General features: G+C 41.8%; 21 protein-coding genes. 17 read left to right on the forward strand and 4 right to left on the reverse strand.

What is annotated here, in order from left to right:
- Complete coding sequence (locus ACNR9Q_RS00575) at positions 1 to 1,449, forward strand: aldo/keto reductase (protein WP_419212636.1); 1,449 nt, start codon at positions 1 to 3, stop codon at positions 1,447 to 1,449.
- 18 nt (positions 1,450 to 1,467) lie between these two features.
- On the opposite strand, the gene ACNR9Q_RS00580 is transcribed toward ACNR9Q_RS00575, so the two are convergent.
- Positions 1,468 to 4,584 carry a VPS10 domain-containing protein gene (locus ACNR9Q_RS00580; protein WP_419212637.1) on the reverse strand — a complete coding sequence of 1,039 codons (3,117 nt, stop codon included), beginning with the start codon at positions 4,582 to 4,584 and terminating at the stop codon, positions 1,468 to 1,470.
- Between the two features lie 441 nt (positions 4,585 to 5,025).
- Between ACNR9Q_RS00580 and ACNR9Q_RS00585 the strand changes: the two genes are divergently transcribed.
- The 16 genes from ACNR9Q_RS00585 to ACNR9Q_RS00660 all read left to right on the forward strand — a co-directional run bounded on the left by ACNR9Q_RS00585 (position 5,026) and on the right by ACNR9Q_RS00660 (position 22,855).
- Positions 5,026 to 5,886, forward strand: coding sequence for a sigma-70 family RNA polymerase sigma factor (locus tag ACNR9Q_RS00585; RefSeq protein ID WP_419212638.1), 861 nt, complete (start codon positions 5,026 to 5,028; stop codon positions 5,884 to 5,886).
- A 369-nt stretch (positions 5,887 to 6,255) separates the two neighbouring features.
- Positions 6,256 to 7,074: a pyrroline-5-carboxylate reductase gene (gene proC / locus ACNR9Q_RS00590; protein WP_419212639.1), complete on the forward strand. Its 819-nt coding sequence runs from the start codon at positions 6,256 to 6,258 to the stop codon at positions 7,072 to 7,074.
- Complete coding sequence (gene proB / locus ACNR9Q_RS00595) at positions 7,067 to 7,855, forward strand: glutamate 5-kinase (RefSeq protein WP_419212640.1); 789 nt, start codon at positions 7,067 to 7,069, stop codon at positions 7,853 to 7,855. Before proC ends, proB begins: the two co-directional genes overlap by 8 nt.
- Complete coding sequence (locus tag ACNR9Q_RS00600; protein WP_419212641.1) at positions 7,855 to 9,054, forward strand: glutamate-5-semialdehyde dehydrogenase; 1,200 nt, start codon at positions 7,855 to 7,857, stop codon at positions 9,052 to 9,054. The genes proB and ACNR9Q_RS00600 overlap by 1 nt, the downstream gene beginning before the upstream one ends.
- A gap of 34 nt (positions 9,055 to 9,088) precedes the next feature.
- Positions 9,089 to 9,937 carry a GNAT family N-acetyltransferase gene (locus ACNR9Q_RS00605; protein ID WP_419212642.1) on the forward strand — a complete coding sequence of 283 codons (849 nt, stop codon included), beginning with the start codon at positions 9,089 to 9,091 and terminating at the stop codon, positions 9,935 to 9,937.
- A gap of 262 nt (positions 9,938 to 10,199) precedes the next feature.
- Entirely contained in the window at positions 10,200 to 10,898 is a 699-nt protein-coding gene (locus ACNR9Q_RS00610) for an NUDIX hydrolase (RefSeq protein WP_419212643.1), read from the forward strand.
- Between the two features lie 38 nt (positions 10,899 to 10,936).
- On the forward strand, positions 10,937 to 11,815 hold the full coding sequence (locus ACNR9Q_RS00615; protein WP_419212644.1) for a sugar phosphate isomerase/epimerase family protein: 879 nt from the start codon (positions 10,937 to 10,939) through the stop codon (positions 11,813 to 11,815).
- Between the two features lie 160 nt (positions 11,816 to 11,975).
- Positions 11,976 to 13,169 (forward strand): esterase, encoded by a 1,194-nt coding sequence (locus ACNR9Q_RS00620; protein WP_419212645.1) that lies wholly within the window; start codon positions 11,976 to 11,978, stop codon positions 13,167 to 13,169.
- A gap of 41 nt (positions 13,170 to 13,210) precedes the next feature.
- Positions 13,211 to 14,830 carry a carboxylesterase/lipase family protein gene (locus ACNR9Q_RS00625; protein WP_419212646.1) on the forward strand — a complete coding sequence of 540 codons (1,620 nt, stop codon included), beginning with the start codon at positions 13,211 to 13,213 and terminating at the stop codon, positions 14,828 to 14,830.
- Positions 14,831 to 14,838: 8 nt separating this feature from the next.
- Entirely contained in the window at positions 14,839 to 17,136 is a 2,298-nt protein-coding gene (locus ACNR9Q_RS00630; protein ID WP_419212647.1) for a glycoside hydrolase family 3 N-terminal domain-containing protein, read from the forward strand.
- 523 nt (positions 17,137 to 17,659) lie between these two features.
- Positions 17,660 to 18,172, forward strand: a complete 513-nt coding sequence (locus ACNR9Q_RS00635) for a hypothetical protein (RefSeq protein ID WP_419212648.1) — start codon at positions 17,660 to 17,662, stop codon at positions 18,170 to 18,172.
- Between the two features lie 385 nt (positions 18,173 to 18,557).
- Complete coding sequence (locus ACNR9Q_RS00640) at positions 18,558 to 19,298, forward strand: SDR family oxidoreductase (RefSeq protein ID WP_419212649.1); 741 nt, start codon at positions 18,558 to 18,560, stop codon at positions 19,296 to 19,298.
- A gap of 27 nt (positions 19,299 to 19,325) precedes the next feature.
- On the forward strand, positions 19,326 to 20,240 hold the full coding sequence (locus tag ACNR9Q_RS00645) for a helix-turn-helix domain-containing protein (RefSeq protein WP_419212650.1): 915 nt from the start codon (positions 19,326 to 19,328) through the stop codon (positions 20,238 to 20,240).
- A 248-nt stretch (positions 20,241 to 20,488) separates the two neighbouring features.
- Positions 20,489 to 20,791 (forward strand): DUF4279 domain-containing protein, encoded by a 303-nt coding sequence (locus ACNR9Q_RS00650; RefSeq protein ID WP_419214230.1) that lies wholly within the window; start codon positions 20,489 to 20,491, stop codon positions 20,789 to 20,791.
- A 177-nt stretch (positions 20,792 to 20,968) separates the two neighbouring features.
- A complete protein-coding gene (locus tag ACNR9Q_RS00655; protein ID WP_419212651.1) occupies positions 20,969 to 21,436 on the forward strand; it encodes a DinB family protein in 468 nt (155 codons plus the stop codon).
- Positions 21,437 to 21,616: 180 nt separating this feature from the next.
- The gene (locus tag ACNR9Q_RS00660; RefSeq protein ID WP_419212652.1) at positions 21,617 to 22,855 is read left to right on the forward strand and encodes a DUF2130 domain-containing protein; all 1,239 of its coding nucleotides are present in this window, start codon (positions 21,617 to 21,619) and stop codon (positions 22,853 to 22,855) included.
- A gap of 44 nt (positions 22,856 to 22,899) precedes the next feature.
- On the opposite strand, the gene ACNR9Q_RS00665 is transcribed toward ACNR9Q_RS00660, so the two are convergent.
- The 3 genes from ACNR9Q_RS00665 to ACNR9Q_RS00675 all read right to left on the reverse strand — a co-directional run bounded on the left by ACNR9Q_RS00665 (position 22,900) and on the right by ACNR9Q_RS00675 (position 25,209).
- Positions 22,900 to 23,664, reverse strand: coding sequence for a LytR/AlgR family response regulator transcription factor (locus ACNR9Q_RS00665; RefSeq protein WP_419212653.1), 765 nt, complete (start codon positions 23,662 to 23,664; stop codon positions 22,900 to 22,902).
- Positions 23,661 to 24,695 (reverse strand): sensor histidine kinase, encoded by a 1,035-nt coding sequence (locus tag ACNR9Q_RS00670; RefSeq protein ID WP_419212654.1) that lies wholly within the window; start codon positions 24,693 to 24,695, stop codon positions 23,661 to 23,663. The genes ACNR9Q_RS00665 and ACNR9Q_RS00670 overlap by 4 nt, the downstream gene beginning before the upstream one ends.
- A 130-nt stretch (positions 24,696 to 24,825) precedes the next feature.
- On the reverse strand, positions 24,826 to 25,209 hold the full coding sequence (locus tag ACNR9Q_RS00675; protein WP_419212655.1) for a hypothetical protein: 384 nt from the start codon (positions 25,207 to 25,209) through the stop codon (positions 24,826 to 24,828).
- Between the last annotated feature and the right edge of the window lie 54 nt (positions 25,210 to 25,263).

Below are 25,263 nucleotides of genomic sequence, written 5' to 3' on the forward strand. Positions count from 1 at the left end.
ATGGGCACAAGAATTGAATTGGCACCAGGATTAGAAATATCCCGAGTCGTCACCGGATTATGGCAAATCGCCGATATGGAACGCGAAGGCAACACCCTAGACCCCGTCGCTACGGCCAAATATATGTCCCCGTATGTGGAGGCTGGTCTAAGCTCCTTCGACATGGCGGACCATTATGGCTCCAGCGAAATCATTGCCGGTACTTTTAAAAATAGTCTTGAGGACCAAAACAAAGTGCAACTCTTTACCAAATGGGTGCCCAAACCGGGGAAAATAAGTAGGGAAGACGTTCGTGGAGCCATACAGACCGCTCTGGACCGCATGCAACAACCGTCCCTAGACCTATTGCAATTTCATGCGTGGTACTATCCTGATGCCAGTTGGTTGGACGGACTATTCTATCTAAAGGAGCTACAGGAAGAGGGACTCATCAAGCATTTGGGGGTTACCAATTTTGATGCCGCCCATTTACGTATCGCCCTGGCCAGCGGTATTCCTTTGGTGAGCAACCAAATTTGTCACTCCTTGATAGACCAGCGTGCCTTGGGCAATATGGCAGTGGTTTGTGAGGAATACAATGTAAAACTTTTGACTTTTGGAACCTTGGCCGGTGGATTTTTGACCGATAGATGGTTAGAAAAAACCGAACCTTCCTATGAAGAATTGACGACTTGGTCGCAGATGAAATACAAACGGTTCATTGATGAAGCCGGCGGATGGGAACCCTATCAACATGTATTGCAAACCGTACGGAAGATTGCCGATAAACACGAGGCCTCCATTGCCAATATCGCCAGTAGATTTATTTTGGAAAATCCAGCGGTGGCGGCCGTAATCGTTGGTGCCCGATTAGGTGAAAGCGAACATATTCAGGACAATCGAAAAATGCTCGACCTACACTTGGATGCTGAAGATATCGAAGCCATTAAGAATGCCCAGGCCGATTTAAAACAGATACCTGGAGATTGTGGCGACGAATACCGAAAACCTCCTTTTTTAACCGCCTCCGGAGATTTAAGCGACCATTTGGAAACCATTCCCAAAGCCTTTACCCCCGTAAAAACTAGAAAAAATAGAGAACAAATTTTCAGCGGAACGGAATGGGAAGACTATGCCGGTTACTGCAGGGCCGTAAAAATCGGGAATACCATACACGTATCGGGTACCACGGCCACCCACAGTAGCCAAATGATCGGTGGCAAGGATCCGGCAGCGCAGGCCCATTTTATCATCGATAAGATTGAAGGTGTCATCACCTCATTTGGAGGTTCGTTGGCCGATGTGGTCCGCACCCGTATTTTCGTCAACCAATTGTCAGATTGGGAACCTGTAGCCCGAGCCCACGGCGAACGTTTTAAAGGCATCAATCCGGCGAATACCTTGGTCGAGGCCAAATTGGTGGGCGAAGGATATCTGGTCGAAATCGAGGCAGAGGCTATTCTAGGATAATCTGATTTTAAGTTATTCCTACTTCATGATGAAACCGGACTTTTGCATTTCGGATGCAAAGGCTTTCCAATTGGTATCCATAAATTTTCTGACCGATTTGGAAAACTCGGCAATCAACGCAGTAGCCTGTTCAAGCGTTTCCTGGTTTTGGGGTGAGGGAACCGTTGTTTGTGCCGCCGCAATACTGAGGGCCTCCTGGATTTTGGAATAGGGGGAAGTTTCAAAGGATTGCCATGCCCCTACCTGTCTTTCCGGTTTTGGAATTTGTCCTTCGGCCCTCAATTCCTTTAAGGCCTGCTTCATTCCCCTTGTCTTTTTCACCGCCGATTTATGGGTTTGAGTGGAACCATCTTCCAACTCTTTCCATACTTTATCGACCTGTTTTATTTTTCCGTCAATGGTTTTCAAGGTTTCCGATAAAATCGCTACCTGTGCATCCGCTGCCTTTCGATAGGCGTATAAGGCAGTGTCCACCTTGGGGTCCAAATCGAATCGGGGATCCGGGATGACCTTCACTTTCGTGGTGTCCCTTGAGGAACCCTGTTGCAGTACGATAGTATATTCTCCGGGCATAACGGAGATATCCCTCGAAAAATCATCGGACCACCCTCCTTCGAAGGAACTCGATTTTTCATCCAGTTTCCAGACCAAATAATTGAGGCCTTTTTGAAGTTCTTTAGTTTCCAAGGTATTGATCAGTCGGTGCTCACTATCGTAAACCTCCGCTTTTACGATGCTATCTGCGGATGAATCTTGCGAAATATAGAACGGAATTTTTGTTTTTTGAAACACCTTGTTTTCCCCTTCAAAGGTCGTATGGAAACCCGTCCAAATATTGCCCGGTGGATTGATGAACAGTCCCTTTACCTGTACGGCGTCGTTCATGGGTAATGCGGTCAATCCTGACTTCAATCGGTTTCCAGCAATTTCACGGAGTGACAATAAATCGTCCAACACCCAAATGGCCCTTCCAAACGTGCCCACTATCAAAGAAGATTCCGGCTCTTGGATTTTAAGGTCCATCGTAGAGACGGACGGGAAACCGTTTTTGAATTGGGTCCAACTGTTGCCTTCATCAATACTTATCCACAATCCGTTTTCGGTTCCCAAAAATACCAGATTCGGTTCTACAGGGTCTTGAATGATACTTAAGGCATATCCTTTTACCGTGTCACCCGTTACCAAACGCTTCCAAGTTTTACCAAAATCATCGGTTTTGAAAAGGTAAGGCTCATAATCGCCCTTTCTGTAGTTGTTGACCACTAGCCAAGCGGTAGCGGCATCATATCTCGACGCTTCTATTTGTGCGACCCAACCCTCCTTGGGCATACCCGCAACATTTGCGGTCAAATTGTCCCAGTGTGCCCCACCATCGGTGGTCAATTGCACCTGACCGTCATCGGTCCCTACCCAAATTACTGCTTCGTTCAATGCACTGGGGGCAATGGTTAAAATGGAATTGTAGCGCTCCGCTCCAGAAACATCCAAGGTGAGTCCGCCGTAATCCCCTTGTTGATGGGCTGGATTATTGGTGGTCAAATCGGGAGAAATGATTTTCCAACTGGCTCCTTTATTATTCGTCACATGCACAAATTGGGACCCGTAATAAGCCGAATTCGCGTCGAAGGGATTTCTAGCAAAACCGGCATTCCAATTAAAGCGAAGGGGCGTTTTCAAATTTGGGGCCGGCGGAATGATGTTCACATAATACCCCGTTACTTTATCGTAGCGATAGAGGTTTCCATTCTGCGAAGAACCATATCCAAAACGGGAATTATCCAAATCGGGGGAAATATCGAATCCATCACCGCCCACCAAATACTGCCAATACAAGGTTCGTATGCCACCGCGTTTCCAGGTATAGGCCGGGCCGGACCAATTGCCATTGTCCTGCATGCCCGCATAGACATTATATGGAGTATCATTGTCCACACTCACATGGTACAATTGCGCCACGGGAATGGTTTCGGGGAAATACCAACTTTTACCATGGTCATGGGTGATGCCTAGACCGCCATCGCCGCCAATAATAAAATGCTTGGCATCCTTGGGGTTCACCCAAAACGCATGGAAATCGGCATGGATCCCCTTGGTTTCATCCGCAGGAATCATGGGTATCGTATCGAAGGTAGCTGCACCGTCATAACTGACGGATAAGGGTTGATAGATGTTATAGACCCGATCGGCGTCCTCGGTATCCACGGCCAACTCCTGAAAATAAAACGGACGGTTATTGGCGAATTTGGGATTGTCGTTGATCATTTCCCAACTGGAGCCCCCATCATCACTGCGGTAAATCGCGTTCTTTTTGGCCTCTATTTTAGCGTACATCCGTTTTGGGTCCGATGGCGCGATGGCGATACCGATACGCCCTAGGTTACCTTCGGGAAGTCCTTCCTCTTTTCCGATTTTCGTCCATGTTTTTCCGGCATCGGCAGTTACGTAAAGCCCAGATCCTTCACCCCCCGATGTGAAATAGTAGGGAGTGCGCCTATGGTCATACAAGGCCGCGAATAATCGATTTGGATTCGTAGGGTCCATCACCAAATCGGCAATACCGGAAGTTGTGTTCGCATATAGTATTTTTTCCCAGTGCGCTCCCCCATCCATGGTTTTATAAAGCCCTCTATCTTGATTTGGCGTAAACGGGTCCCCCATAGCCCCAACATAAACGACATTCGGATCATTAGGGTCTATGACTATCCTATGAATGGTCTTGGTCGCTTCCAAGCCCATGTGTTTCCAGGTAGCTCCCCCATCGGTACTTTTAAAAATACCCATGCCCAAATTCATGGAATTTCTTGGGTTCCCCTCCCCAGTTCCTACCCAAATCACCTGGGGATTACGCTGTTGAATGGTCACCGAACCGATATTTTGGGTCGGCTGTTCATCAAAAACCGGCTGCCACGCAGAACCTCCATTCTCCGATTTCCAGACTCCGCCCGAAGCCGCCCCCACGAACATAATATTCGGATTTTCGGTCACCACATCGATAGCGGTAATACGTCCGCTCATATTCGCCGGACCTACGTTACGTATATTGAGGTTCTTTAGATTGGTGAAATCAATTTGCTGGGCTGTTAGCGTACTCGTAATAAAAAAAATGGAAAAGGTGATTTTGTTAATGAGCCTCATAAGATTTTTGAAATAAGTCTTTCAAAAATAAAACTACATAACTTAAAATTGCCCAAATACTTATTTTTTAATTCCTCGAATTAATATAGGACTTTTGAGCGGAGTGTAATGTCCTCACAGGATATAGCATGTATTTAAACAAAAAAGCTGCAGATGCCTGATTCAATTTTGAGTCAACCAATTGACCCTCAAAATAGGCGATCAGCCAAAAGAACCAAATAAATACTTCCCCTAACAAACCCCGCATCTCAAATTTCATGAAGATCAGAATAGACAGTTGTCTATACTATTTTTAAATGTAAAGCTTATTCTAAAATTGCATTTTTCAATCAAAAAAGAGCAAATAACCCTGAAAATTAGTCAAAAAAATCACAAAAACGGCATTTTCCTTGGATTTCTGCCAAATAATGATAAGTTGTATTCATAATCAAAAACTATTGTATGCGACAACTGAAAATCACTAAACAAATTACAAACCGAGATGCCAAGTCCCTAGAGAAATATTTTCAAGAAATAAGCAAAATAGATTTGATTACCGCAGATGAAGAAGTAGAACTTGCAAGAAGAATTCGTGAGGGAGACCAAAAGGCACTGGATAAATTAGTAAGTGCCAACTTACGTTTTGTGGTTTCTGCGGCCAAGCAATATCAAAATAGAGGCCTACGGCTTACCGATTTAATCAATGAAGGCAATCTAGGTTTGGTCAAAGCCGCCAAGCGATTTGATGAGACCAGGGGGTTTAAATTCATTTCTTATGCCGTATGGTGGATCAGACAATCCATTTTACAAGCCCTTTCCAAAAAATCAAGGGTTATTCGGTTACCTCAAAATAAGATAGCGACGAATTCAAAAATTTATAAGGTTTATTCCTCATTAGAACAAGAGCATCAAAGACCCCCGAGTGCAACAGAAATCGCATCAGAATTGGATATTAGCGTTTCTAAAGTTAAAAGTTCCATTAAGAATTCAGGAAAGCATGTTTCTTTAGATGCCCCCTTTAATGATGGGGAATCCTCTAACCTATATAATGTTTTAGAGTCTAAGAAACTGAATAGTCCAGATAAGGAAATGATCGATGAATCATTAGAAATGGACATTGATGAGGCGCTCAAAAGAATTCCTGACAGGCAAGGTGATGTACTGCGTCTTTTCTTTGGTCTAGGTAACCAACCCGCCATGAGCCTCGTAGAGATCGGAGAGGTATTCGACGTTACCCGAGAACGTGTAAGACAGATTAAAGACAAGGGAATTAGGGCTTTACGCCGTAAATCAAATACAGAAGTGTTAAGAGCATATTTGTAAGAATCAACCTTTGTTCACGAATTCAAAAGTCTCTTTTGGTTTACGTATCAACCTATTATTTTAACATCATAACATAAGCTTAACACTTCACATTTGGATGTGGTTAGGCTTATGTTATGTTATGACCTCAAGAATCGGAAAATGAAATTTATTTATATCAAAAGACATAGTGTCACACAGGAAGTATACAGAACGAAGGCAGGCCTTTTAAACTCAAAGGTAACCTCGATTACAAAGTACTTTATAGGAATTCCTATAAAGCAGTTACATAGGTACAAACAAACGTATTATGGCAGAAAAAATAACGCTATAGAGAAAATGCTATTTATTTAAAGATCATAAAAACAATTAATCAATTAAAACAAACACATGAAAATTTTAGTAATAGGCGCTGGAAATATGGGATTGACCTATGCAGAAGGTATGTCTAAATCAAAATTACTGAAGAAAAAGAACATTATGGTTTTGGATACGTCCGAAGCTAAACTAGAGGAGCTACGCGAGAATCCGCAATTCGATGCTTTTGATAATTTAAAGGAATGTGCGCCACAGGCGGACATAATTTTCATTGCGGTAAAACCGTATCATGCAGAAGGTGTTTTACAAAAATTGAATCCATTGGTAAAGTCGGGACAGATCGTTATTTCTATAATGGCAGGAGTTACCATAGATACCATCAAAAATTTAACGGGCCTTACAAAGATTGTAAGGGCGATGCCCAATTTACCGGCACAGATAGGGAGAGGGCTTACCTCTTTTGTTGCCTCTGAAGAAGTATCACGAATTGAACTGCTGACCATCGAAAGCCTTTTGGATACCACAGGAAAGTCTGTCTTGGTCAGTGATGAAAATTTCATTGACGCCTCTACAGGTATATCCGGAAGCGGACCCGCCTATGTTTTCTATTTTATGCAAAGTATGATGGAAGCCGCACTAAAGATGGGCTTTTCCCCAAATGTTTCCAAAGTTTTGGTAGCCCAGACCTTTACGGGAGCCATAGAGCTTTTTAACCAAAATGAACTATCACCGAATTCTTGGATGGACAAAGTGGCCAGTAAAGGGGGAACCACCCGAGCAGCTCTAGATTCCATGGAAAACAACAATGTAGGCGAATTGATAAAAGAAGCCGCTTTTGCCGCTTTTGAACGTGCCGTTGAACTTGGAAAAGAAAAGGAAGCATATGTATAAACAGAAAATTGTGGTCAAAGTAGGTACCAATGTAATGACCAATAAGGATAACCGTATCGTTAGACCGGTACTGCGTAATTTGGTACAACAGATTGCCGAACTTTACGAGCGCGATATTTTAACGGTATTGGTTTCATCGGGTTCTGTAATTGCAGGGAAAGAGGTTCTAGGGACCTCGAGTATCGAAAACGATACGCAACGCCGACAAGTCTATTCTGCTATTGGACAACCACGGATGATGCGCCATTATTATAATATTTTCAATGATTATGGCATGAAGTGCGCACAAGTACTTCCAACGAAACGTGATTTTACACCCGGGGTACACCGGCAAAATATGATCAATTGCGTTGAGGGACTATTATCCGAGGGGGTCATTCCTATTGCCAATGAAGATGATGCCGTTTCTGTTACCATGAGTATGTTTTCTGACAATGATGAGCTGGCCAGTTTGATCGCTCAACTGATCGATGCCGATAAATTGATCATACTTACCGACATTGACGGACTCTATACGGGGCACCCCAACGCCGATAGTAGCGAACTTATCGACCATGTGAATCCAGAAGAAAACCTGGATAAATACATCAAGGACAGCAATAAAAAACCAGGCGAAGGTAGAGGAGGAATGGGTTCTAAATTGGACTACGCCCAACAAGCAGCCGCCAATAACATACCCACCTATATTGCCAACGGCAAAAGAGAACGTACGCTTATCGATATTATAGATGGAAAAGATGTGGGTACAAAAGTGACCCTTGAAGAAAAAACCGAAGCATAATGAAACTAATAGCAACAGCAATAAAGAACGACGTTTTAAAAAGCATGATGCGCATTTTAAATGAAAATCGAAATGCAATTCTTGAAGCGAACAAAAAAGACCTGAATCTTTTTAATAAAGAGGACCAGGCCATGTACGACCGATTGATCGTTACCGATAAAAAGATAGATGGCATGATTGCTTCCATTAAAGAAGTTCACGCACAAGATGATCCAATCGGCACGACCATTTCTACCAAATCTTTGGATAACGGATTGGAAATAAATAATAAAACGGCTCCATTTGGCACCATTATGATTATTTATGAGTCTAGGCCAGATGTGACCATAGAAGCTGCAGTTCTGGCCTTCAAGGCGAATAACAAGATATTATTGAAAGGTGGAAAAGAGGCTTTGCACAGCAATTCCATCCTCACAGAACTTTGGCATAAGGCCCTGGAAGAAAACAACTTGCCAAAAGATTATATCCAGCAATTGACCATGAATCGTGAAGAGACGCAAGCTTTTTTGAAAAACCCAACTGAAAAATTAGATTTAATCGTTCCCAGAGGTGGTGAACGTCTTATCAATTTTGTAAAAGAACACGCCAAATGCGCTGTTCTGGTAAGCGGTAGGGGAAACAATTTTCTATATGTGGATGCCGATGCAGATTGGGAAAAAAGCGTAAAAGTTATCTTGAATGCCAAAACGGATAAAATTTCGGCTTGCAATGCTTTGGATAAGATTTTGATCAGTTCAAATATTGAAAACTATGAAGAAAAACTAACCGACCTCTATAACCTATTACAGATCAATGGAGTAGAAACTTGGGTCGATACAGATGTTAACCGTTTGATCAGCGAGGCCCAACTTATCAAAGATCCATCGATTTGGAAAGAGGAATTCCTTGCCATGAAATGTTGCCTGGGCGCAGTTGATTCGCTGAACGAGGCCATCGAAAAAATAAATGATAATTCTGGTGGACATTCGGCTACCATAATGACCACCAATAAAGAGGCTGCCAGAAAGTTCATGGAAGAAGTGGATTGCGCGGCCGTCTATCAAAACGCTTCTACCCGGTTTACGGATGGCGGACAAATGGGTGTGGGGGCAGAATTAGCCATTAGCACCGATAAACTCCACCATAGAGGACCCTTAGGTTTAGATCAATTAGTCACCAATAAGTATTATGTCTTTGGAGATGGTCAAATACGTGAATAATTGGTAGCAAAATCCTTTAGATTAATCGAAAATTATGTTTGAAAAAATAGAAACTATAGAGGGTGCATTGGTATATCATGGCAACATGCACAACAGAATTTATTTCTCTGAAGCCAAAGAAGTCGATCTAGGTATTTTAGTACCAAAAATGAAGGAGCTTGCAAAATCAAAAAAATATGAGAAAATCTTAAGCAAGGCTCCTGAAAGGTCCATGGATGTTTTAACATCAAATGGGTTTACCGTTGAGGCCAAAATACCGGGGCTTTACAATGGTACTATTGATGGTTATTTTCTTGCCGACTATGTAAATGAAGATAGGCATATAAAAGATGAAAAAAGTCTAAAAACCATCACTTCGGTCAAAACCATAGCACTTGCTGCCAATAAACCACAGACGGACTCTCATTTTGAAATGGCTGCCGAGTTGACCATCCGAAAATTAACACCGAATGATTTTGACCAATTAGAGGACTTGCACAAAAAAGCCTACAAATATCATCCTAATCAAATAAAGGATGTGGCTTATTTTACCCATTTAGCTGCTTTGAACCATGAATTTTATGGCCTGTTCGAAAAAGATCAATTGCTAGTTTCTACGATTTTAGCCGTTCATAAGGAAGAAGCTAATATGGAAATTGTAGATTTTATAACCCATCCAGATTACAGGGGCCAGAACCTGTCATATTTTTTGGTCCAGCACATCAAAGAAAAAAAGGTGAATTCATGGTGTAAAACAATTTACACTATGGTTAGGGCCACTTCATACGGATTGAATATCACTTTTAGCAAACATGGATTTGTTTTAGCAGGTACACTGACCAATAATTGTATGGTTCGAGACACCTTGGAAAGCATGAACGTTTGGTACTATAAAGGTTTTTGAACAACACTTAATGTCCTTAAAACCCTCAAGGATTATAAAATGGACTCATTAAAATGAAACCGTGACCCATGTGTTACGGTTTCTTCATTTCCTATAAAGCCCAGCGTTTAAAATACGACATTACCAATGAAGGCCGTAAGCTGAGAATAGGCCAACTTCAATAATTCGACATCCCATTGTCTCAATTTGTGACAATATATTTTGATTGCTTAGGAATTTATGCTTTATTTGATATAACCATAAAATTTTAGCAATTCAAAAAATGGAAGATACAAAAAATGAGAATTTCTTACCACATCTTTCCTTTGACTGTGTCATATTTGGTTTCAATGGCACTCAATTGAAAATTCTCGTTTTAGAATATCATGATACCAATCTCTTTGCCCTACCCGGCGGTTTTATAGGCAATAACCAAAATCTTCAGGAAGCGGCACAATTGGGCGTAAAGGAACGCACCGGCTTGGACAATGTATATCTAGACCAATTTCAAGTTTTTGGAAATTTAGAACGCTCCGACCCAAAAGCAATGAAAAAGATATTATTGGCCAATAATGAGGATTTGGAAGATAACAAGTGGATGTTAGAACGATTTGTTACGGTTGGCTATTATGCACTGATAAATTACGAAAAAGTTACCCTGGTACCAGACCATTTATCAGATTCCATTGAATGGTATTCCATTGATGAATTACCACAACTAATGATGGACCACAATACAATTGTGGACAAAGCGCTAGAAACATTACGAAAGAACATTGACGAAAAGATAGTGGGCATGAACCTGTTACCCCCCAAATTCACAATGAAGCAATTACAATCGGTATATGAAGCTATTTTAGGACAGCCACTGCGGCGCACTACCTTTCAACGCAAAATATTATCGTTGGATATTTTGGAACGACATGAGAAACTTTTTACAGGAACGGCCCATAAAGCCCCCTATTTATACAGCTTTAAATAAGAACTCAAACATCAGTATTAATCAGTAAATCAACAACAATGAAAAAATTATCGAAACAATCAATTTTAATGCTTCTGGCCTCCGCTTTATTTGGAATGGGAACATTTACCACCAATGCACAGAACAAATTTGGTGGCCTGGCTCTTTATACCGTTAGAGATGATATGGGTACCAATGCCAAGGCAACTTTACAAGCGGTTTCAGATGCCGGATATAAAAATATCGAGGCCGCAGGTTATGAAGACGGAAAGTATTATGGGATGACACCATCCGACTTTAAAAAAATGCTTAAAGAAATGAAGCTAAAGCCCATAAGTACACATCAAAGTTCTGCAACCTTAGAAAATGCTGAACAACAAATGGCAGATGCAAAAGCGGCAGGATTCAAATATTTTGTGATCCCTGTTCCTCCAATGGGCATGTTCGAATTCAATAGGGAAAAAATGAGCATGGGTATGAAAGGTTCAGTTCAAGAATTGGCCGATGTTTTGAACACATTGGGTGAAAAAGCGAAAAAAGCGGGCCTTAAACTGTTATACCACAATCACGATTTTGAGTTCAAGAAAAACGAAGATGGTATTGTACCCATCGATTACTTATTGGAGAATTTAGACCCTAAACTGGTAAACTTTCAAATGGATCTGTATTGGGTGACCAAGGCCGGAGCTAACCCTATCGCATATTTCAACAAATACCCAGGGCGTTTCAAAATCTGGCACGTGAAAGATATGGATGCCCAGGGAAGATTTGCCCCCGTAGGTCAAGGCAGCATAAATTTCGCCAACATTTTGGACAATAAAGAACTTTCGGGTATGAAATATTATATGGTAGAACAGGATATGACCTTTGACGGAATGAAGCCAATGGAAGCGATTAAAATTAGCCATGAAGGATTAAAGAAATTCGGATTTAATTAATTGAGGATAAGCATCGGTATTTGATGCCGAGTTCAAAAAGGGATGAAATGAAGCGAAAGCGATTCAGAAAAACCTCGACCTCATGTACCAATGCTAACACCTTATTTTCCATGTTCTTCTATAAAGAAGCTAAAGAAATCAGAAAACTAGAACTATACTAATGAAAAAATTAAAAACAATTTTACTACAAGTCCTTATCCTTACTGGTGTAAGCACGATGGCACAAGAAGACCTGTTCGGGGGACAACAGATTGTCTCCCCAGAAATACATGCAGACGATTCGGTCACCTTTAGGTTTTTGGCCCCTAATGCTGATTCCGTACGGTTGACCGGAGATTTTCTACCCACCGAAAAAATAAAGACCCCTATGGGAGAAATGGACGCCCCGATCAAGGCTGACCTTACAAAAGGTGAAAAGGGCGTTTGGTCGTACACCACAAAAACGCTAAGTCCAGAATTATATACCTATTCTTTCATCGTTGACGGTTTGAAGACGATCGACCCCAACAATCCTTTTTTAATAAGAGATGTAGCCTCGGTCACCAATATTTTGTTAGTAGGTGATGGTCAGGCCGATCTGTATCGCGTAAACGATGTTCCCCATGGTACCGTGGCGAAAAGATGGTATGACTCCCCTGGATTGAAAATGGACAGAAGAATTACCATTTACACCCCACCAGGTTATGAGTCTTCCAATGAAAAATATCCGGTTTTATATTTACTGCACGGTGCAGGCGGCGATGAAGAAGCTTGGATGGAACTGGGTAGGACCTCGCAAATCATGGACAACCTTATTGCCCAAGGCAAGGCCAAACCGATGATCGTGGTAATGCCCAATGGCAATGTATCACAAGATGCCGCCCCGGGTTTGGGTAGCGATGGGTACTTTAAACCTCAGTTCATGGCCCCGCAGACCATGAACGGTACCTATGAAGCCAATTTCATGGACATTGTAAAATTTACCGAGGACAACTACAGGGTGATCGCAGATAAAGCACATCGGGCCATTGCGGGTCTCTCCATGGGCGGTTTTCATTCCTACCATATCTCCCGTTTCTATCCCAATACATTTGATTATGTAGGATTGTTCTCGGCCGCGCTCATGCCAAGGGAAGATGCCTCAGGCACCGTTTATACAGATATTGACAAAGGTCTAAAACAGCAAATGGAAAACGGTTATAAATTGTATTGGATCGGTATTGGCAAGACTGATTTTCTTTACAAAGCCAATCAAGAATACCGCAAAAAACTAGATGACATGGGCATGCCCTATGAATATGTAGAAACGGATGGCGGACATATATGGAGAAACTGGCGCATCTATCTTTCGCAATTCGTACCTAAACTTTTTTAAAAACACTCAAAATTTTTAATAATCAACAAACTAACAACAACATGAAAATTCATTTAAAATTGTTTCTAATGCTTGTCATCACTTTGACCGGCATACAAATAACCGCTCAAGATGTTGTGTTGACCGGCTCCCAAGTTCCTGTTACCGATACGGAATACGGACAAGTTCGCGGTTACATCCATAATGACATCAACACCTATAAAGGGATTCAATATGCCACGGCAAAACGTTTTGAAGCGGCCGTAAAACCGGCTAGCTGGAAGGGGGTAAAAAGTACGACCATGTACGGACCGGTATCGCCCTTGCTGAATGAAACTGCCACTATTCAAGATGAAACGGAGTTTGTATTCGACCACGACTGGGGTTTTCCTAACGAAGAATGCCTAAGTCTGAATATTTGGTCACCCAGTGTAACCGATACTAAAAAAAGACCGGTTTTGTTTTGGATCCATGGAGGTGGCTTCACCACCGGATCAAGCCATGAACTTCCTTCCTATGACGGTGAAAACCTCGCTAAAAAGGGCGATGTGGTCGTAGTTTCCATCAACCACCGCTTGAATGTATTGGGATTTCTAGATTTATCGGCCTATGGGGATAAATACAAGCACTCTGCCAACAACAGTATCTTGGATATGGCCATGGCCTTGGAATGGGTAAAGAACAATATTTCCAATTTTGGGGGCGACCCCAATAATGTGACCATTTTTGGCCAGTCCGGTGGTGGTGCCAAAGTGAATACTTTAATGGCCATGCCCAAGGCGAAAGGACTTTTTCATAAAGCCATCAATCAAAGTGGTTCTTTCCGTAGCGCCATGTTGGAAAAAGAGGATACTCAGGACATCGCCAAGGAAACCATAGCGATTTTAGGATTGGAAGATGCTAATATCGATAGTATCCAAACCATGCCTTTTGAGGTCTTGGCGGATGCAAGCACCAAGGCCTTGGCCAAGGTTGCTGAAAAAATGAAAGCGGCGGGAAAACCGGTCATTGGATTTGGACTTAGTTGGGGCCCAAGTAGGGATGGGGTTGACCTACCCTACCAAGTGAGCTCTCCGGAAGCTTTGGCACTTTCAAAAGATATTCCGCTATTGATCGGTACCGTTAAGAATGAATTCGCGCCATTTGCTAACATGCGGTTCGCTGGTGCATCCGAAGAAACCATCATGAACTATATCCAAGAGACCTATAAAGAAAATGCGGATGCCTATATCAAGGCCGTGAAAAAAGCCTACCCTACCGATACCGACCCCAAAGATTTGTTGGATGTAGATACCATGTTCAGGCCAGGAGCCGTTTTACAGGCCAATGAAAAAGCCGCCTTAAAAGATGGTGCACCTGTCTACATGTACCTGTTCACTTGGCAGTCGCCCGTTTTTGACGGAAAATACAAGGCCCTGCATTGTATGGAACTTCCCTTTGTTTTTGACAATATCACCCTGGCCAACCAAATGACCGGTGGTGGGGAAGAAGCCCATGTGCTGGCTGAAAAAATGAGCGGTGCCTGGATCAATTTCGCCAAAACGGGGAATCCCAATTATAAAAACTTACCAGAGTGGCCGGCCTATACAGGCGAAAATACCGCCACCATGCATTTCGATATCGAATGCAAGGTGAGTCCGCAAATGGACAAGGAACTTTTTGAACTGGTCAAGAACAATTAAGAAAATTCATGTTGAAGAAACACACACAACTTAGTTTACTATCCGCCGCTGTGGCCGGGGTACTCCTGGTGGGCTGTGGAGAAAAATATACCACGACCGCAAAGGAAGGGGTTACCACCATCAGCAATGAAGATGGGGCAACTTTGGGTTACTCCCCAGAATCGGGCATCAAGATCCTGACCCAGGACCGTTATGCCTTTAAGGACCTGAATAAAAATGGAAGTCTGGATGCCTATGAGGATTGGAGACTTCCGGTGTCGGAGCGCGCCAAGGACCTGGCTTCCAAGATGAGTTTGGAGGATATCGCCGGTTTAATGCTGTACAGTTCACATCAATCCTTACCGGGGAGTAGCCGTGGTTTTGGTGCTTCCAATTATGACGGAAAACCTTTTGAAGAAAGTGGGGCTATGGCCAGTGACCTATCGGATGAACAAAAGCAATTTTTGACCGATGACCATTTGCGCCATGTGCTGATCACCTCGGTGGAAAGTCCGGCCGTAGCCGCCCAATGGAACAACAATGCCCAGGCCTTTGCAGAAGGTTTGTATCTTGGCATTCCCGTAAACACGAGTTCTGACCCACGTCATGGTAGTGATTCCTATGCGGAATTCAATGCCGGTGCCGGTGGAGAAATTTCCATGTGGCCGGGAACCTTGGGTATCGCCGCTTCTTTTGACCCAGACTTAATGAAACAGTTTGGTGAAATTGGGTCTCAAGAGTATAGGGCTTTAGGAATCGCTACCGCCTTATCGCCACAGATCGATATGGGTACCGAGCCCCGTTGGAGCCGTTTTGATGGCACCATGGGCGAGGATCCAGATTTGACCACGGACATGGCCCGCGCCTATGTGGACGGGTTCCAGTCGACCGATGGCGGTGATTGGGGCATGGAAAGTGTCAACGCCATGGTCAAACACTGGCCAGGTGGCGGACCTGAAGAAGGGGGCCGCGATGGTCACTTTGGGTATGGTGCCTACGCCGTTTATCCCGGTAAGAATATTCAGGCCCACATGCAACCCTTTACCCAGGGTGCCTTTAAATTGGAAGGCCCTACCCAAATGGCCTCCGCCGTTATGCCGTATTACACGATTTCCGACGGTGAAGGGGAAGCGGTGGGTAACGGCTTCAACAAGTACCTCTTGACCGATGTCTTGCGTGGCGAATATGGCTACGAGGGTGTAATTTGTACGGATTGGGGAATTACAAGGGATGTCTCCGCGGTGGATAAATTTGAGGGAAAAAGCTGGGGCGTGGAAACCATGACCGAAGGGGAACGGCATTACAAGGCCATAACCGCCGGGGTGGACCAATTTGGTGGTAACAATGCCATGGGTCCGGTTTTGGAAGCCTATAAGATGGGCGTTGCGGAATTAGGGGAAGATGCCATGAGGGCCCGTTTTGAAGCTTCGGCCGTTCGCCTGTTGACCAATATCTTTCGGGTGGGACTCTTTGAAAACCCCTATTTGGATGTGGAAGAAACCCAAAACATCGTAGGTAACAGTGACTTTATGAAAGCCGGTTTTGATGCACAATTGCGTTCTATTGTCATGTTGAAGAACCAGGACAAGACCCTACCGATGCAAACCAAGAAAAAAGTCTATGTACCGCAACGCTATATTGCTCCAAGCACCAACTGGTGGGGCATTACCACCCCGGAAAAAATGGCAGATGCCTTTAATATGGAAGTCGTCGCCAATTACTTTGAGGTGGTCGAAACTCCCGAGGAAGCCAATTTTGCCTTGGTGGGCATTCAAAGTCCCGATGGCGGCGTAGGCTATGACCGTGCCGATCTGGAACAAGGAGGTAACGGCTATGTGCCCATCAATTTGCAGTACAGCGATTATACGGCGGATACGGCCCGCGAAACCAGTCTGGCCGGTGGAAGTCCGTTAGAGGACTTTACCAATAGAAGCTATAAGGGCAAGACCGTTACGACGAATAATACACGAGATATGCAGTTGGTCAACGATACCAAGGCTAAAATGGGCGACAAACCGGTCATCGTATCGGTAAAAGTAGCCAAGCCTTTGGTATTCTCAGAAATTGAAGGAAGTGCCTCCGCAATTTTAATCCATATGGGCGTACAGGACCAGGCGCTGATGGAAATCATTTCCGGTGCCGCCGAACCCTCTGCCCTATTGCCCTTTCAAATGCCGGCGGACATGTTGACCGTTGAGGCGCAATTCGAGGACGTACCACGGGATATGAAACCTTATACCGATGCCGATGGCAACACTTATGATTTTGCCTTTGGCTTGAATTGGAACGGGGTGATACAAGACGAACGGGTAACGGCCTATAAATAAAGAGAACAAACAACAGCCAGCGAAAGCCCCTAAAGAAATTTCTTTAGGGGCTTTTTTTATGAGGTTCAATGCGCACGTTTTTTATCACATTGTCACTTCGAGTGTTTTTCAGATGAGCAGCGCGATTCTGAAAAATGTATCGAGAAGCTCGCGTGTTCCCTTGGTTCTCGATACAAAACCTCTTTCAGGGTTTCACTCGAACTGACAGTACATATTATTTTTTTAATTGTAACGTAAATCGTCTTATGTTCCTATGTCACTTAGAGTGAATTTACGAGATGGTCGCTGAACTTGCCGAAGTGTACTCGGGAGATTTGTATCGAGAAGCTCGCATGTTCCAAAGGTTCTCGATACTAAACCACTTTCAGGGTTTCACTCGAACTGACAATACGGTTTAGCCCCACACCGCCGAAATAAAACAAAGCCTGGGTTAAACCTTTTTACGGCCTAAGTATCTAATCGATATTAAGAATATTTGAATATTTTTGCGACTTCAAAACTGAAAACCACTAAAAAGAATACCATGAGAATGACCACCGGATTACGCATGCGCATCATACACCGTTATTTAGGCTTTTTTCTGGCCGGCATTATGGCCATGTATGCCATTAGCGGCATCATCATGATCTTTAGGAATACTGATTTTCTAAAACATGAGGTCATCGTGGAACAGCAATTGCAACCCAATCTGGCCGAAGGGCAACTGAGTGCCGCCTTACGCGTCAAGGGCGGAGTAAAACCGGAAAAAACCGAAGGTGATATCGTGTATTTTAAACAAGGGGAGTACAATTCCAAGACCGGATTGGCCAAGGTCAAAAAAATGGAACTTCCGATCATTTTGGACAAAATGGAACACCTGCATAAAGCCACCACCAACAGCCCGGTGTATTGGTTGAATATCTTGTTTGGACTGTCCCTGCTTTTTTTTGTCATCTCTTCCTTTTGGATGTTCCTCCCCCAGACCTCAGTATTTAAAAAAGGGGTCTATTTTTCATTGGCGGGTATGGTCTTAACCATTATTTTACTGTTCGTATAAACACCCAATATATAGCACTATAAAAACGGCCCTTGGGACTTCCTAAGGGCCGTTTTTTTGTGTTTTATATTCCTAAGCGGCACTGCCATCAATCTAGCTCCGTTCAATTTCATTTTTTATAGCGCAATTTTTCTGACATCTTTACGGGTTTCTGTAAGAAACTGCTACGGTTTCTTTTTATCTTAACCCAAACAAAAATAACAAGACCACAATCGCTTTAAAGTCGTAAGTACTTATATTCCATACTATTGGGAGATAAAGTAACTTGTTATTATATACGATTGTTAGCGGTAATAAAACCAACACTAATACATCATATGCCAATTTAACTACTTTTCTTTATTGAATTAACAAGACTTTTGCACAACAATAAAATTAAAAAAAAATGCAAAATCAAATTAAAGACAAAGTAGTTGTTATCACAGGAGCTAGCAGTGGAATAGGAAAAGTGATTGCAAAAGCAATGGCAAAAAATGGAGCAAAAGTTGTTTTAGGTGCTCGTAGAAAAAATCAGATGCAAACCATTGTTGATGAAATTCGTAACAATGGAGGAGCAGGTGTTTTTTTAGAAACAGATGTTACGAAAAGAACCGATGTGTTAGATTTAGTTGACTTAGCTTTGAAAACTTATGGTTATTTGGATGCCATAGTAAACAATGCAGGAATTAGTGAACTCAGCCGTATGGATGAACTAGATGTAGAAGGTTGGGACAAAATGATTGATGTCAATCTAAAAGGGGTTTTGTACGGAATGGCAGCTGCAATACCTATTTTTAAAGCGCAAAAAGAAGGGCATATCGTAAATATTATTTCTACATCAGGAATCAAAATTGTACAAATGCAAGCTGTTTATGCGTCCACAAAAAATGCAGTAAGAACTATCACGGAAGCTTTCCGGCAGGAATCGGATGGAACTATTCGAATTACTGGGATTTCACCAGGTTTTGTAAAAACTGGATTAGTAGATGAAATGGAAAATCAGGAGATGAAAAAAGTTATCTTGAAAAAAATGGAGCAATTTGCCATCAATCCTGAAGCAATTGCCAATGCGGTAATATATGCTATCAGTCAACCTAAAGATGTGGAAGTTGGAGATATTGTTATTCGCCCATCAGCACAGAATTGAGTGATTTAGAAATGTCATACACAAATAATGAATAAGAAATCCGGCATAACAAATTTCAGTTGTATCTCAAAGCTAATGCGTTATTTGGGTCAGCCGGCACCATTACACCCTTTGGTTACGTTAGTGAATTATAACGAAACACCAATTCATTCATTTGAAGCAGGTATAAAGATTAGTCTTGACTTTTATAAAATTTCTTTCAAAGACCGGTTTAAGGGGCAAGTAAAATATGGACAGGGCTATTACGATTTTGAAGAAGGCGGCTTAGCTTTTTTAAAACCTAAACAAGTAGTTACTACTTCCAATAATACCGAAAGTTATGAGGGCTTTGTACTCTATTTTCATCCAGATTTTATTCGTAATAATTCATTAGGTAATACCATCAATCAATATGGCTTTTTTTCCTATGATGTTTCCGAAGCACTTTTTTTATCAGCAAAAGAAAAAAATATTATTAATCATTTATTCAATACTATTTCTAATGAATTGGAAATGAATCTTGACCAATTTAGTCAAGATGTTTTGGTGACCCAAATAGAGTTGCTTCTTAATTATAGCAATCGTTTTTACAATCGTCAGTTCATTACCCGAAAAAACATCAATCACGAAATTATAAACTCGCTCGATATTTTAATAAGCGAATACTTTGATGAGGATAATGGTTTAAAAGATGGTTTGCCAACTGTGAAATATATAAGCACAAAATTAAATGTATCGCCCCGCTATTTGAGCGATATGTTACGTTCACTTACGGGGATAAATACGCAACAGTATATTCAGAATAAAGTAATCGAACAATCCAAAGATTTACTAAGTTCAACTACCCTTTCTGTTGCAGAAATTTCCTATAAATTGGGGTTTGAACATCCTCAATCCTTTAATAAGTTATTTAAGACAAAAACAAACCTTTCCCCATTAGTTTATAGGCAATCGTTTAATTGACAAAATACTACCGCTAACAATGTATAAGAGTAATAGCAGTTTTTGGTATTAAATCAAAGAGTCAATGCTTTCAATTTAGTAAATTGTAAAACGTAAAGTTAGTACATATTAATCCGCTACTGCTCTTATACTAAACGTTGGCGTGTATTTTTATGACAGACACTTAAGGATACACATATTTCGCAATTAAAACCGAAAATGAAAATTTCAGACTCTCGGACTTTAACTCTTATCTGTCAATCAAACCGATTGACTTTAAGCAAAAATTTGAGAATGGAAAAACACCAGTCTGTACGATTTGGGAATATTCTTCTGTAAAATTAACAAACCCATTTTATTTTAAAGAAATTGAAAAACTGATTGACCAACTTGAGAAACATAAAAATGAATTAATCGGACTTAAAACACAAACCCCTGACTTTGAATATCTTCTTGAGGTTGTGCTTTTTCTAGGAGATGAGAGTCCCGGACTTCATTTCAGTCAACGGACAATAAAATTTATGAATGACATTGGTGGAACCATAGATTGTGACATTTATAACGAAAAATAAAAAAACGACACGCCAACACGGTGCTATAAAAAATTGCTTGGTTCTAGCTTGCTTACGTAAATACTCGCTATTTTACTATTTGGTTGGTAATTGCTAAATTACCGGCATTAACCAAGTAATCGATCCAACCGAAACACGATGTTTCTAATCTAAAACCACCTTCTCGAAACCCTAAACATGACCCCATCCGAACTCCTTCTTTTCAATTTTACAGAAATCAGGAAGAAAAGCATACGGCTTTGGCAGGCACTTCCGGAGCGCCACTACCATTGGAAACCAGACGAAAAGGCGATGACGGCCATCGAGATGGTCAGACATGTGCTGCAGGCCGATTATGGTTGGAACATCATCATTACCCAAAAAAGTATGGAAAATTACAGCACCCCTTGGGAAAACAGACCCTTCCTTAGCGTTCAGGACGAACTTGAGTTTGCCGCACCCTATAGGGCCACCTTTTTAGAAAGCGTAAGGCAATTTTCAGCAACCGATTTGAACCAAACCGAAATCATTCACCCCGGAAATGGGGAAAAGAAAATCTTGGGCACCTATTTACTACGGATCGGGTATCACGAAGCGGTACATGCGGGACAATTCCTTTCCTATTTAAGGGCCATGAATATCGATCGCCCAGCCATTTGGGACTGAAAAATGAACAACGCCATAGCCAAACTGGGTGTCCCTATTCAGCATTCGATGGTTGACCCCATCTTTCCGACGCTGTTTCGAAGTCCCTAAATTTTAAATTCGGTTTGTGGTTAAGCGAAAATATATGTATAATTTGTACACCACTAATCCAATACAAAACATACCGTCATCCAATACAAAATGGTCGATAAAATAAAATGCCCGAACTGCGGGAACGAATTTGATGTAGAAGAAGCACTATCCGGTAAAATGCAAGCCCATTTTAAAGCGGAGTACGAGCGCAAAGTCGCGGAGCAAGCAGAAGTTTTCAATAAGGAGCGCCAACGTCTGGCCAAGGAAAAGGAGGAATTCGAACAGAAAAAGGAAAAGGAGAACGAGCTTTTCAAGGAGAAATTGGACCAACGCCTCCTCAAAGAATCGGAACGCATCCAAAAACAGACTTCCGAACTTTTTGAACAGCAGCTCAAAGCACTGCAGGACGAGAACGAAAAGAAAAAAGAGGAAAATAGGGCTTTGCGGTCCGCCGAAATCGACCTTTTAAAACGGGAGAACGATCTCAAGGAGAAAGCGGAGGACCTGAAACTGAACGTACAGAAGGAATTGCTGGAAAAGCAGGCGGAAATAGAGGAAAAGGCCAAGGCCAAGGAACGGGAATCCATGGCCATGAAGGAAAAAGAATACCAGAAACAATTGGAGGACCAAAAAAAGCTCATCGATGAAATGAAGCGAAAGGCGGAACAGGGATCCATGCAAATGCAAGGGGAAGTGCAGGAATTGGCACTTGAAGAGCTTTTAAGGAACACCTATCCGTTCGATAACATCGACGAAGTAGGTAAAGGCGTTCGTGGCGCAGATTGTGTACAGACTGTTATCAATTCGTTGCAACAACCCTGTGGTTCGATTGTGTACGAAAGTAAACGCACCAAGAATTTTTCCTATGACTGGATCAACAAGCTAAAACAAGACCAGATCAACTGTAAAGCGGATCTTGCGGTCATCGTTACCGAAACCTTTCCGCCCGACATGGACCGGTTCGGAGAACGCAATGGTGTTTGGATCTGTAGTTTTAACGAGGTAAAAAGTGTATCGTTAGTGTTACGTGAGTTATTGTTAAAAACACAATCGATAAAATCATCCGACGAAAACAAAGGCGAGAAAATGGAACTGCTCTACTCCTATTTGACCAGTAACGAGTTCGTACAGAACATCAACAGGATTATCGAAAACTACGATTCTATGATCCAGCAATTGAACTACGAGAAAAAAGTGGCGTTTAAAAACTTCGCAACACGTGAAAAACAAATTTGGGGTGTACAGGAAAATATAAGTGTGCTGTTCGGCTCCATTAAGGGAATTGCAGGAAACACGTTGTCAACCGGTTCCATTTTAGAGCTACCGGACACCGCCATTGATGAGTAAGATGGAAAATCAAATTCTATCTGAATTAGCTATAGTAAGTGCTGTTAAACACTCATCCATTTCTTGAAATCGGTCGCCTTTGCTTTGCTTACCACGATAGGTTCGGTACAGGGTGGGGCTACGGTCAACAATAATTTGCTGTTAAAATAATACTTGATGTTTACGATAGCATCGCGATGAATGATAAACTGACGGTTGGCCCTATAAAAAACAGTGGGGTCCAAAGATTCTTCAATTTCTTCCAATTTACTGTCCAAGGCATAGGAACTTTCGTCGAACAACACGGCTTTTACCACGCCGGTATCAATAAAAAAGTAGGCTATTTTTTCAGTTTTAATAGGAGTCAATTGATTGCCCTGCCCCGCCAAAAAAGTACTTTTATAGGATTTGCCCGCTTTTTTTTGAATCAGTTCCAACAAGCCTTTCACCTGATGTTCGTCCATCCCTTTTTGTTGTGTTTGAATCTCAAAACGATTCAAGGCATCTTCCAATTCCTCTTCATCAATGGGTTTTAATAAATAATCGATGCTATTGACTTTAAACGCCTTCAATGCATATTGATCATAAGCCGTGGTAAAAATGATCGGGATATCGATCTCAACTTGGTCAAAAATTTCAAAGGAAATTCCGTCCGCCAGATGAATGTCCATAAAGACCAACACCGCATCGTAGGGTCTGGAAAAGAACTCGACTGCCTCTTTTACGGTATCTAAAACGGTAACTACCTTAATGGCAGGATTAATTTCGTTCAATAAATAAGATAGATTATCACTTGCGGCAAGTTCATCTTCAACAATGATTACATTCATGCCGATGTATTTAAAGGTAGTTCCACTTTAAAGATATTATTTTCTGTAGTTAAGGTCAATTCCCTTTTTAGCAAAAGTAGATACCGTTTTTTCAGATTCAGTAATCCGGTACCCGTTCCCTCGGCAAGGGTACTTCTCGATCGTATGGGGTTCTCCACAAAAATAGAATCCCCTTTGGAATATACGTTAACGGTCAAGGGATTCGATGCCGAAATCTCATTGTGTTTTACAGAATTCTCCACTAACAACTGCAGGGCCAAGGGTGGCAGTTCTTCATTGAGTAGGCGTTCATCGATATTCACCACGATGGATAAACGGTCACGGTACCGCGTCTGCATTAAAAAGGTATAGCTTTCCAAAAATTTCAATTCTTCTTTGACACTCACCACATCGGTATCACTACTTTGAAGGATATAGCGGTACATGTAGGACAATTTTTTTACGAACAGGGTGGCCTTTTCATTTTCGCGTATCAAGGAGGTCAGTGAATTAAGTGAATTGAACAAAAAATGGGGATCGATCTGATTCTTCAAAGCCGCTAACTCATTCTCTAGGTTCTGTTGTTTAAGCTGTTCATTTTCAATCCTACTTTCCTGCTTATCGGTAGTTACCCTTAGTAATCTGGCAATAAAGAACAGTACCACCGTAAGGTTGATAAAACTAAAGTTGATATACCCTTTTTCTGCTTCTGATAGAGCGACCGGAGAGAATACCGCATAGAGCCACTTATAGAGCGTAAGAACCACGGTCAAAAGAATGACATCTACAACGAGTATAATCATTATTTTAAGCGCGGCAGGCCATTTATAACGTTCAAAACCCACATTTGAATTAATCTGTAAGATTGCCCAAGAAAAGATCGAAAAGAAAATATAGCGGTATAGTAAATCTGAAATCAAGATGGATGAAAAACTCAACTCACCATCCATAAAACGGGAATACAAGTAAATAGATTTAGGTAGTGATACCAAGATTCCCAAAAGCAAGGCCGTCTTAATAATTTCTCCCTGTTTTACTTTTTTTAATGCCATGGCGAGTTATTTATAGGATATAAAAATTTCAGATTCATAGATACTGGAATACTACCATTTAACGAGGTAGATAAATATAAGAAAGCCTATATGATAAAGAAGGCCCTCCATATCGTATTCAAGTAACTTCTTAATTGCTATAAGGGTTAAAACCCTTAGGTAAATAGATGGATGTATCAAAACCCAAATCCACCGCTTCTTCAACCTCGATTACTTTTAGGTCAATCGACTCAAATTCCATTCCGTCATAAGCATTAAAACCTAGGGGTAAATAAGCGGAAGTGTCAAAGCCCAAATCGACTTCCTCTTCCACTTCAACTACATCAAGGGTCTTAGGATCTAAAAATCCAGTTTCTGAAAAGCTAGCGAATTGTGCTTCATACACTTCGTTAGAAGCTGCGAATAGATTCGTCATTTCTTGGTGTTCCGCTTTTTTGTGATGTTGTAGCCCCCTGAAGGAGATAAATACTACAGCCAATAAAAATAATAGGGCAATGATGCGTATGTTTTTCATGATTCTTATGTTTAAAAAGTATACTTATGTTTTTATATAGGCCAAAGATAGGAT

The organism is Maribacter sp. X9, from assembly GCF_048537565.1.
Classification (GTDB): domain Bacteria; phylum Bacteroidota; class Bacteroidia; order Flavobacteriales; family Flavobacteriaceae; genus Maribacter.

Bases quoted from the DNA above. Each gene is read 5' to 3' on its own strand.
- ACNR9Q_RS00640 (WP_419212649.1), top strand. From the start codon at position 18,558: ATGCAAAATCAAATTAAAGACAAAGTAGTTGTTATCACAGGAGCTAGC.
- ACNR9Q_RS00660 (WP_419212652.1), top strand. From the start codon at position 21,617: ATGGTCGATAAAATAAAATGCCCGAACTGCGGGAACGAATTTGATGTA.
- ACNR9Q_RS00645 (WP_419212650.1), top strand. From the start codon at position 19,326: ATGAATAAGAAATCCGGCATAACAAATTTCAGTTGTATCTCAAAGCTA.
- ACNR9Q_RS00670 (WP_419212654.1), bottom strand. From the start codon at position 24,695: ATGGCATTAAAAAAAGTAAAACAGGGAGAAATTATTAAGACGGCCTTG.
- ACNR9Q_RS00620 (WP_419212645.1), top strand. From the start codon at position 11,976: ATGAAAAAATTAAAAACAATTTTACTACAAGTCCTTATCCTTACTGGT.
- ACNR9Q_RS00585 (WP_419212638.1), top strand. From the start codon at position 5,026: ATGCGACAACTGAAAATCACTAAACAAATTACAAACCGAGATGCCAAG.
- ACNR9Q_RS00580 (WP_419212637.1), bottom strand. From the start codon at position 4,584: ATGAGGCTCATTAACAAAATCACCTTTTCCATTTTTTTTATTACGAGT.
- ACNR9Q_RS00615 (WP_419212644.1), top strand. From the start codon at position 10,937: ATGAAAAAATTATCGAAACAATCAATTTTAATGCTTCTGGCCTCCGCT.
- ACNR9Q_RS00625 (WP_419212646.1), top strand. From the start codon at position 13,211: ATGAAAATTCATTTAAAATTGTTTCTAATGCTTGTCATCACTTTGACC.
- proB (WP_419212640.1), top strand. From the start codon at position 7,067: ATGTATAAACAGAAAATTGTGGTCAAAGTAGGTACCAATGTAATGACC.
- ACNR9Q_RS00655 (WP_419212651.1), top strand. From the start codon at position 20,969: ATGACCCCATCCGAACTCCTTCTTTTCAATTTTACAGAAATCAGGAAG.
- ACNR9Q_RS00630 (WP_419212647.1), top strand. From the start codon at position 14,839: ATGTTGAAGAAACACACACAACTTAGTTTACTATCCGCCGCTGTGGCC.
- proC (WP_419212639.1), top strand. From the start codon at position 6,256: ATGAAAATTTTAGTAATAGGCGCTGGAAATATGGGATTGACCTATGCA.
- ACNR9Q_RS00610 (WP_419212643.1), top strand. From the start codon at position 10,200: ATGGAAGATACAAAAAATGAGAATTTCTTACCACATCTTTCCTTTGAC.
- ACNR9Q_RS00605 (WP_419212642.1), top strand. From the start codon at position 9,089: ATGTTTGAAAAAATAGAAACTATAGAGGGTGCATTGGTATATCATGGC.
- ACNR9Q_RS00665 (WP_419212653.1), bottom strand. From the start codon at position 23,664: ATGAATGTAATCATTGTTGAAGATGAACTTGCCGCAAGTGATAATCTA.
- ACNR9Q_RS00675 (WP_419212655.1), bottom strand. From the start codon at position 25,209: ATGAAAAACATACGCATCATTGCCCTATTATTTTTATTGGCTGTAGTA.
- ACNR9Q_RS00635 (WP_419212648.1), top strand. From the start codon at position 17,660: ATGAGAATGACCACCGGATTACGCATGCGCATCATACACCGTTATTTA.
- ACNR9Q_RS00600 (WP_419212641.1), top strand. From the start codon at position 7,855: ATGAAACTAATAGCAACAGCAATAAAGAACGACGTTTTAAAAAGCATG.
- ACNR9Q_RS00575 (WP_419212636.1), top strand. From the start codon at position 1: ATGGGCACAAGAATTGAATTGGCACCAGGATTAGAAATATCCCGAGTC.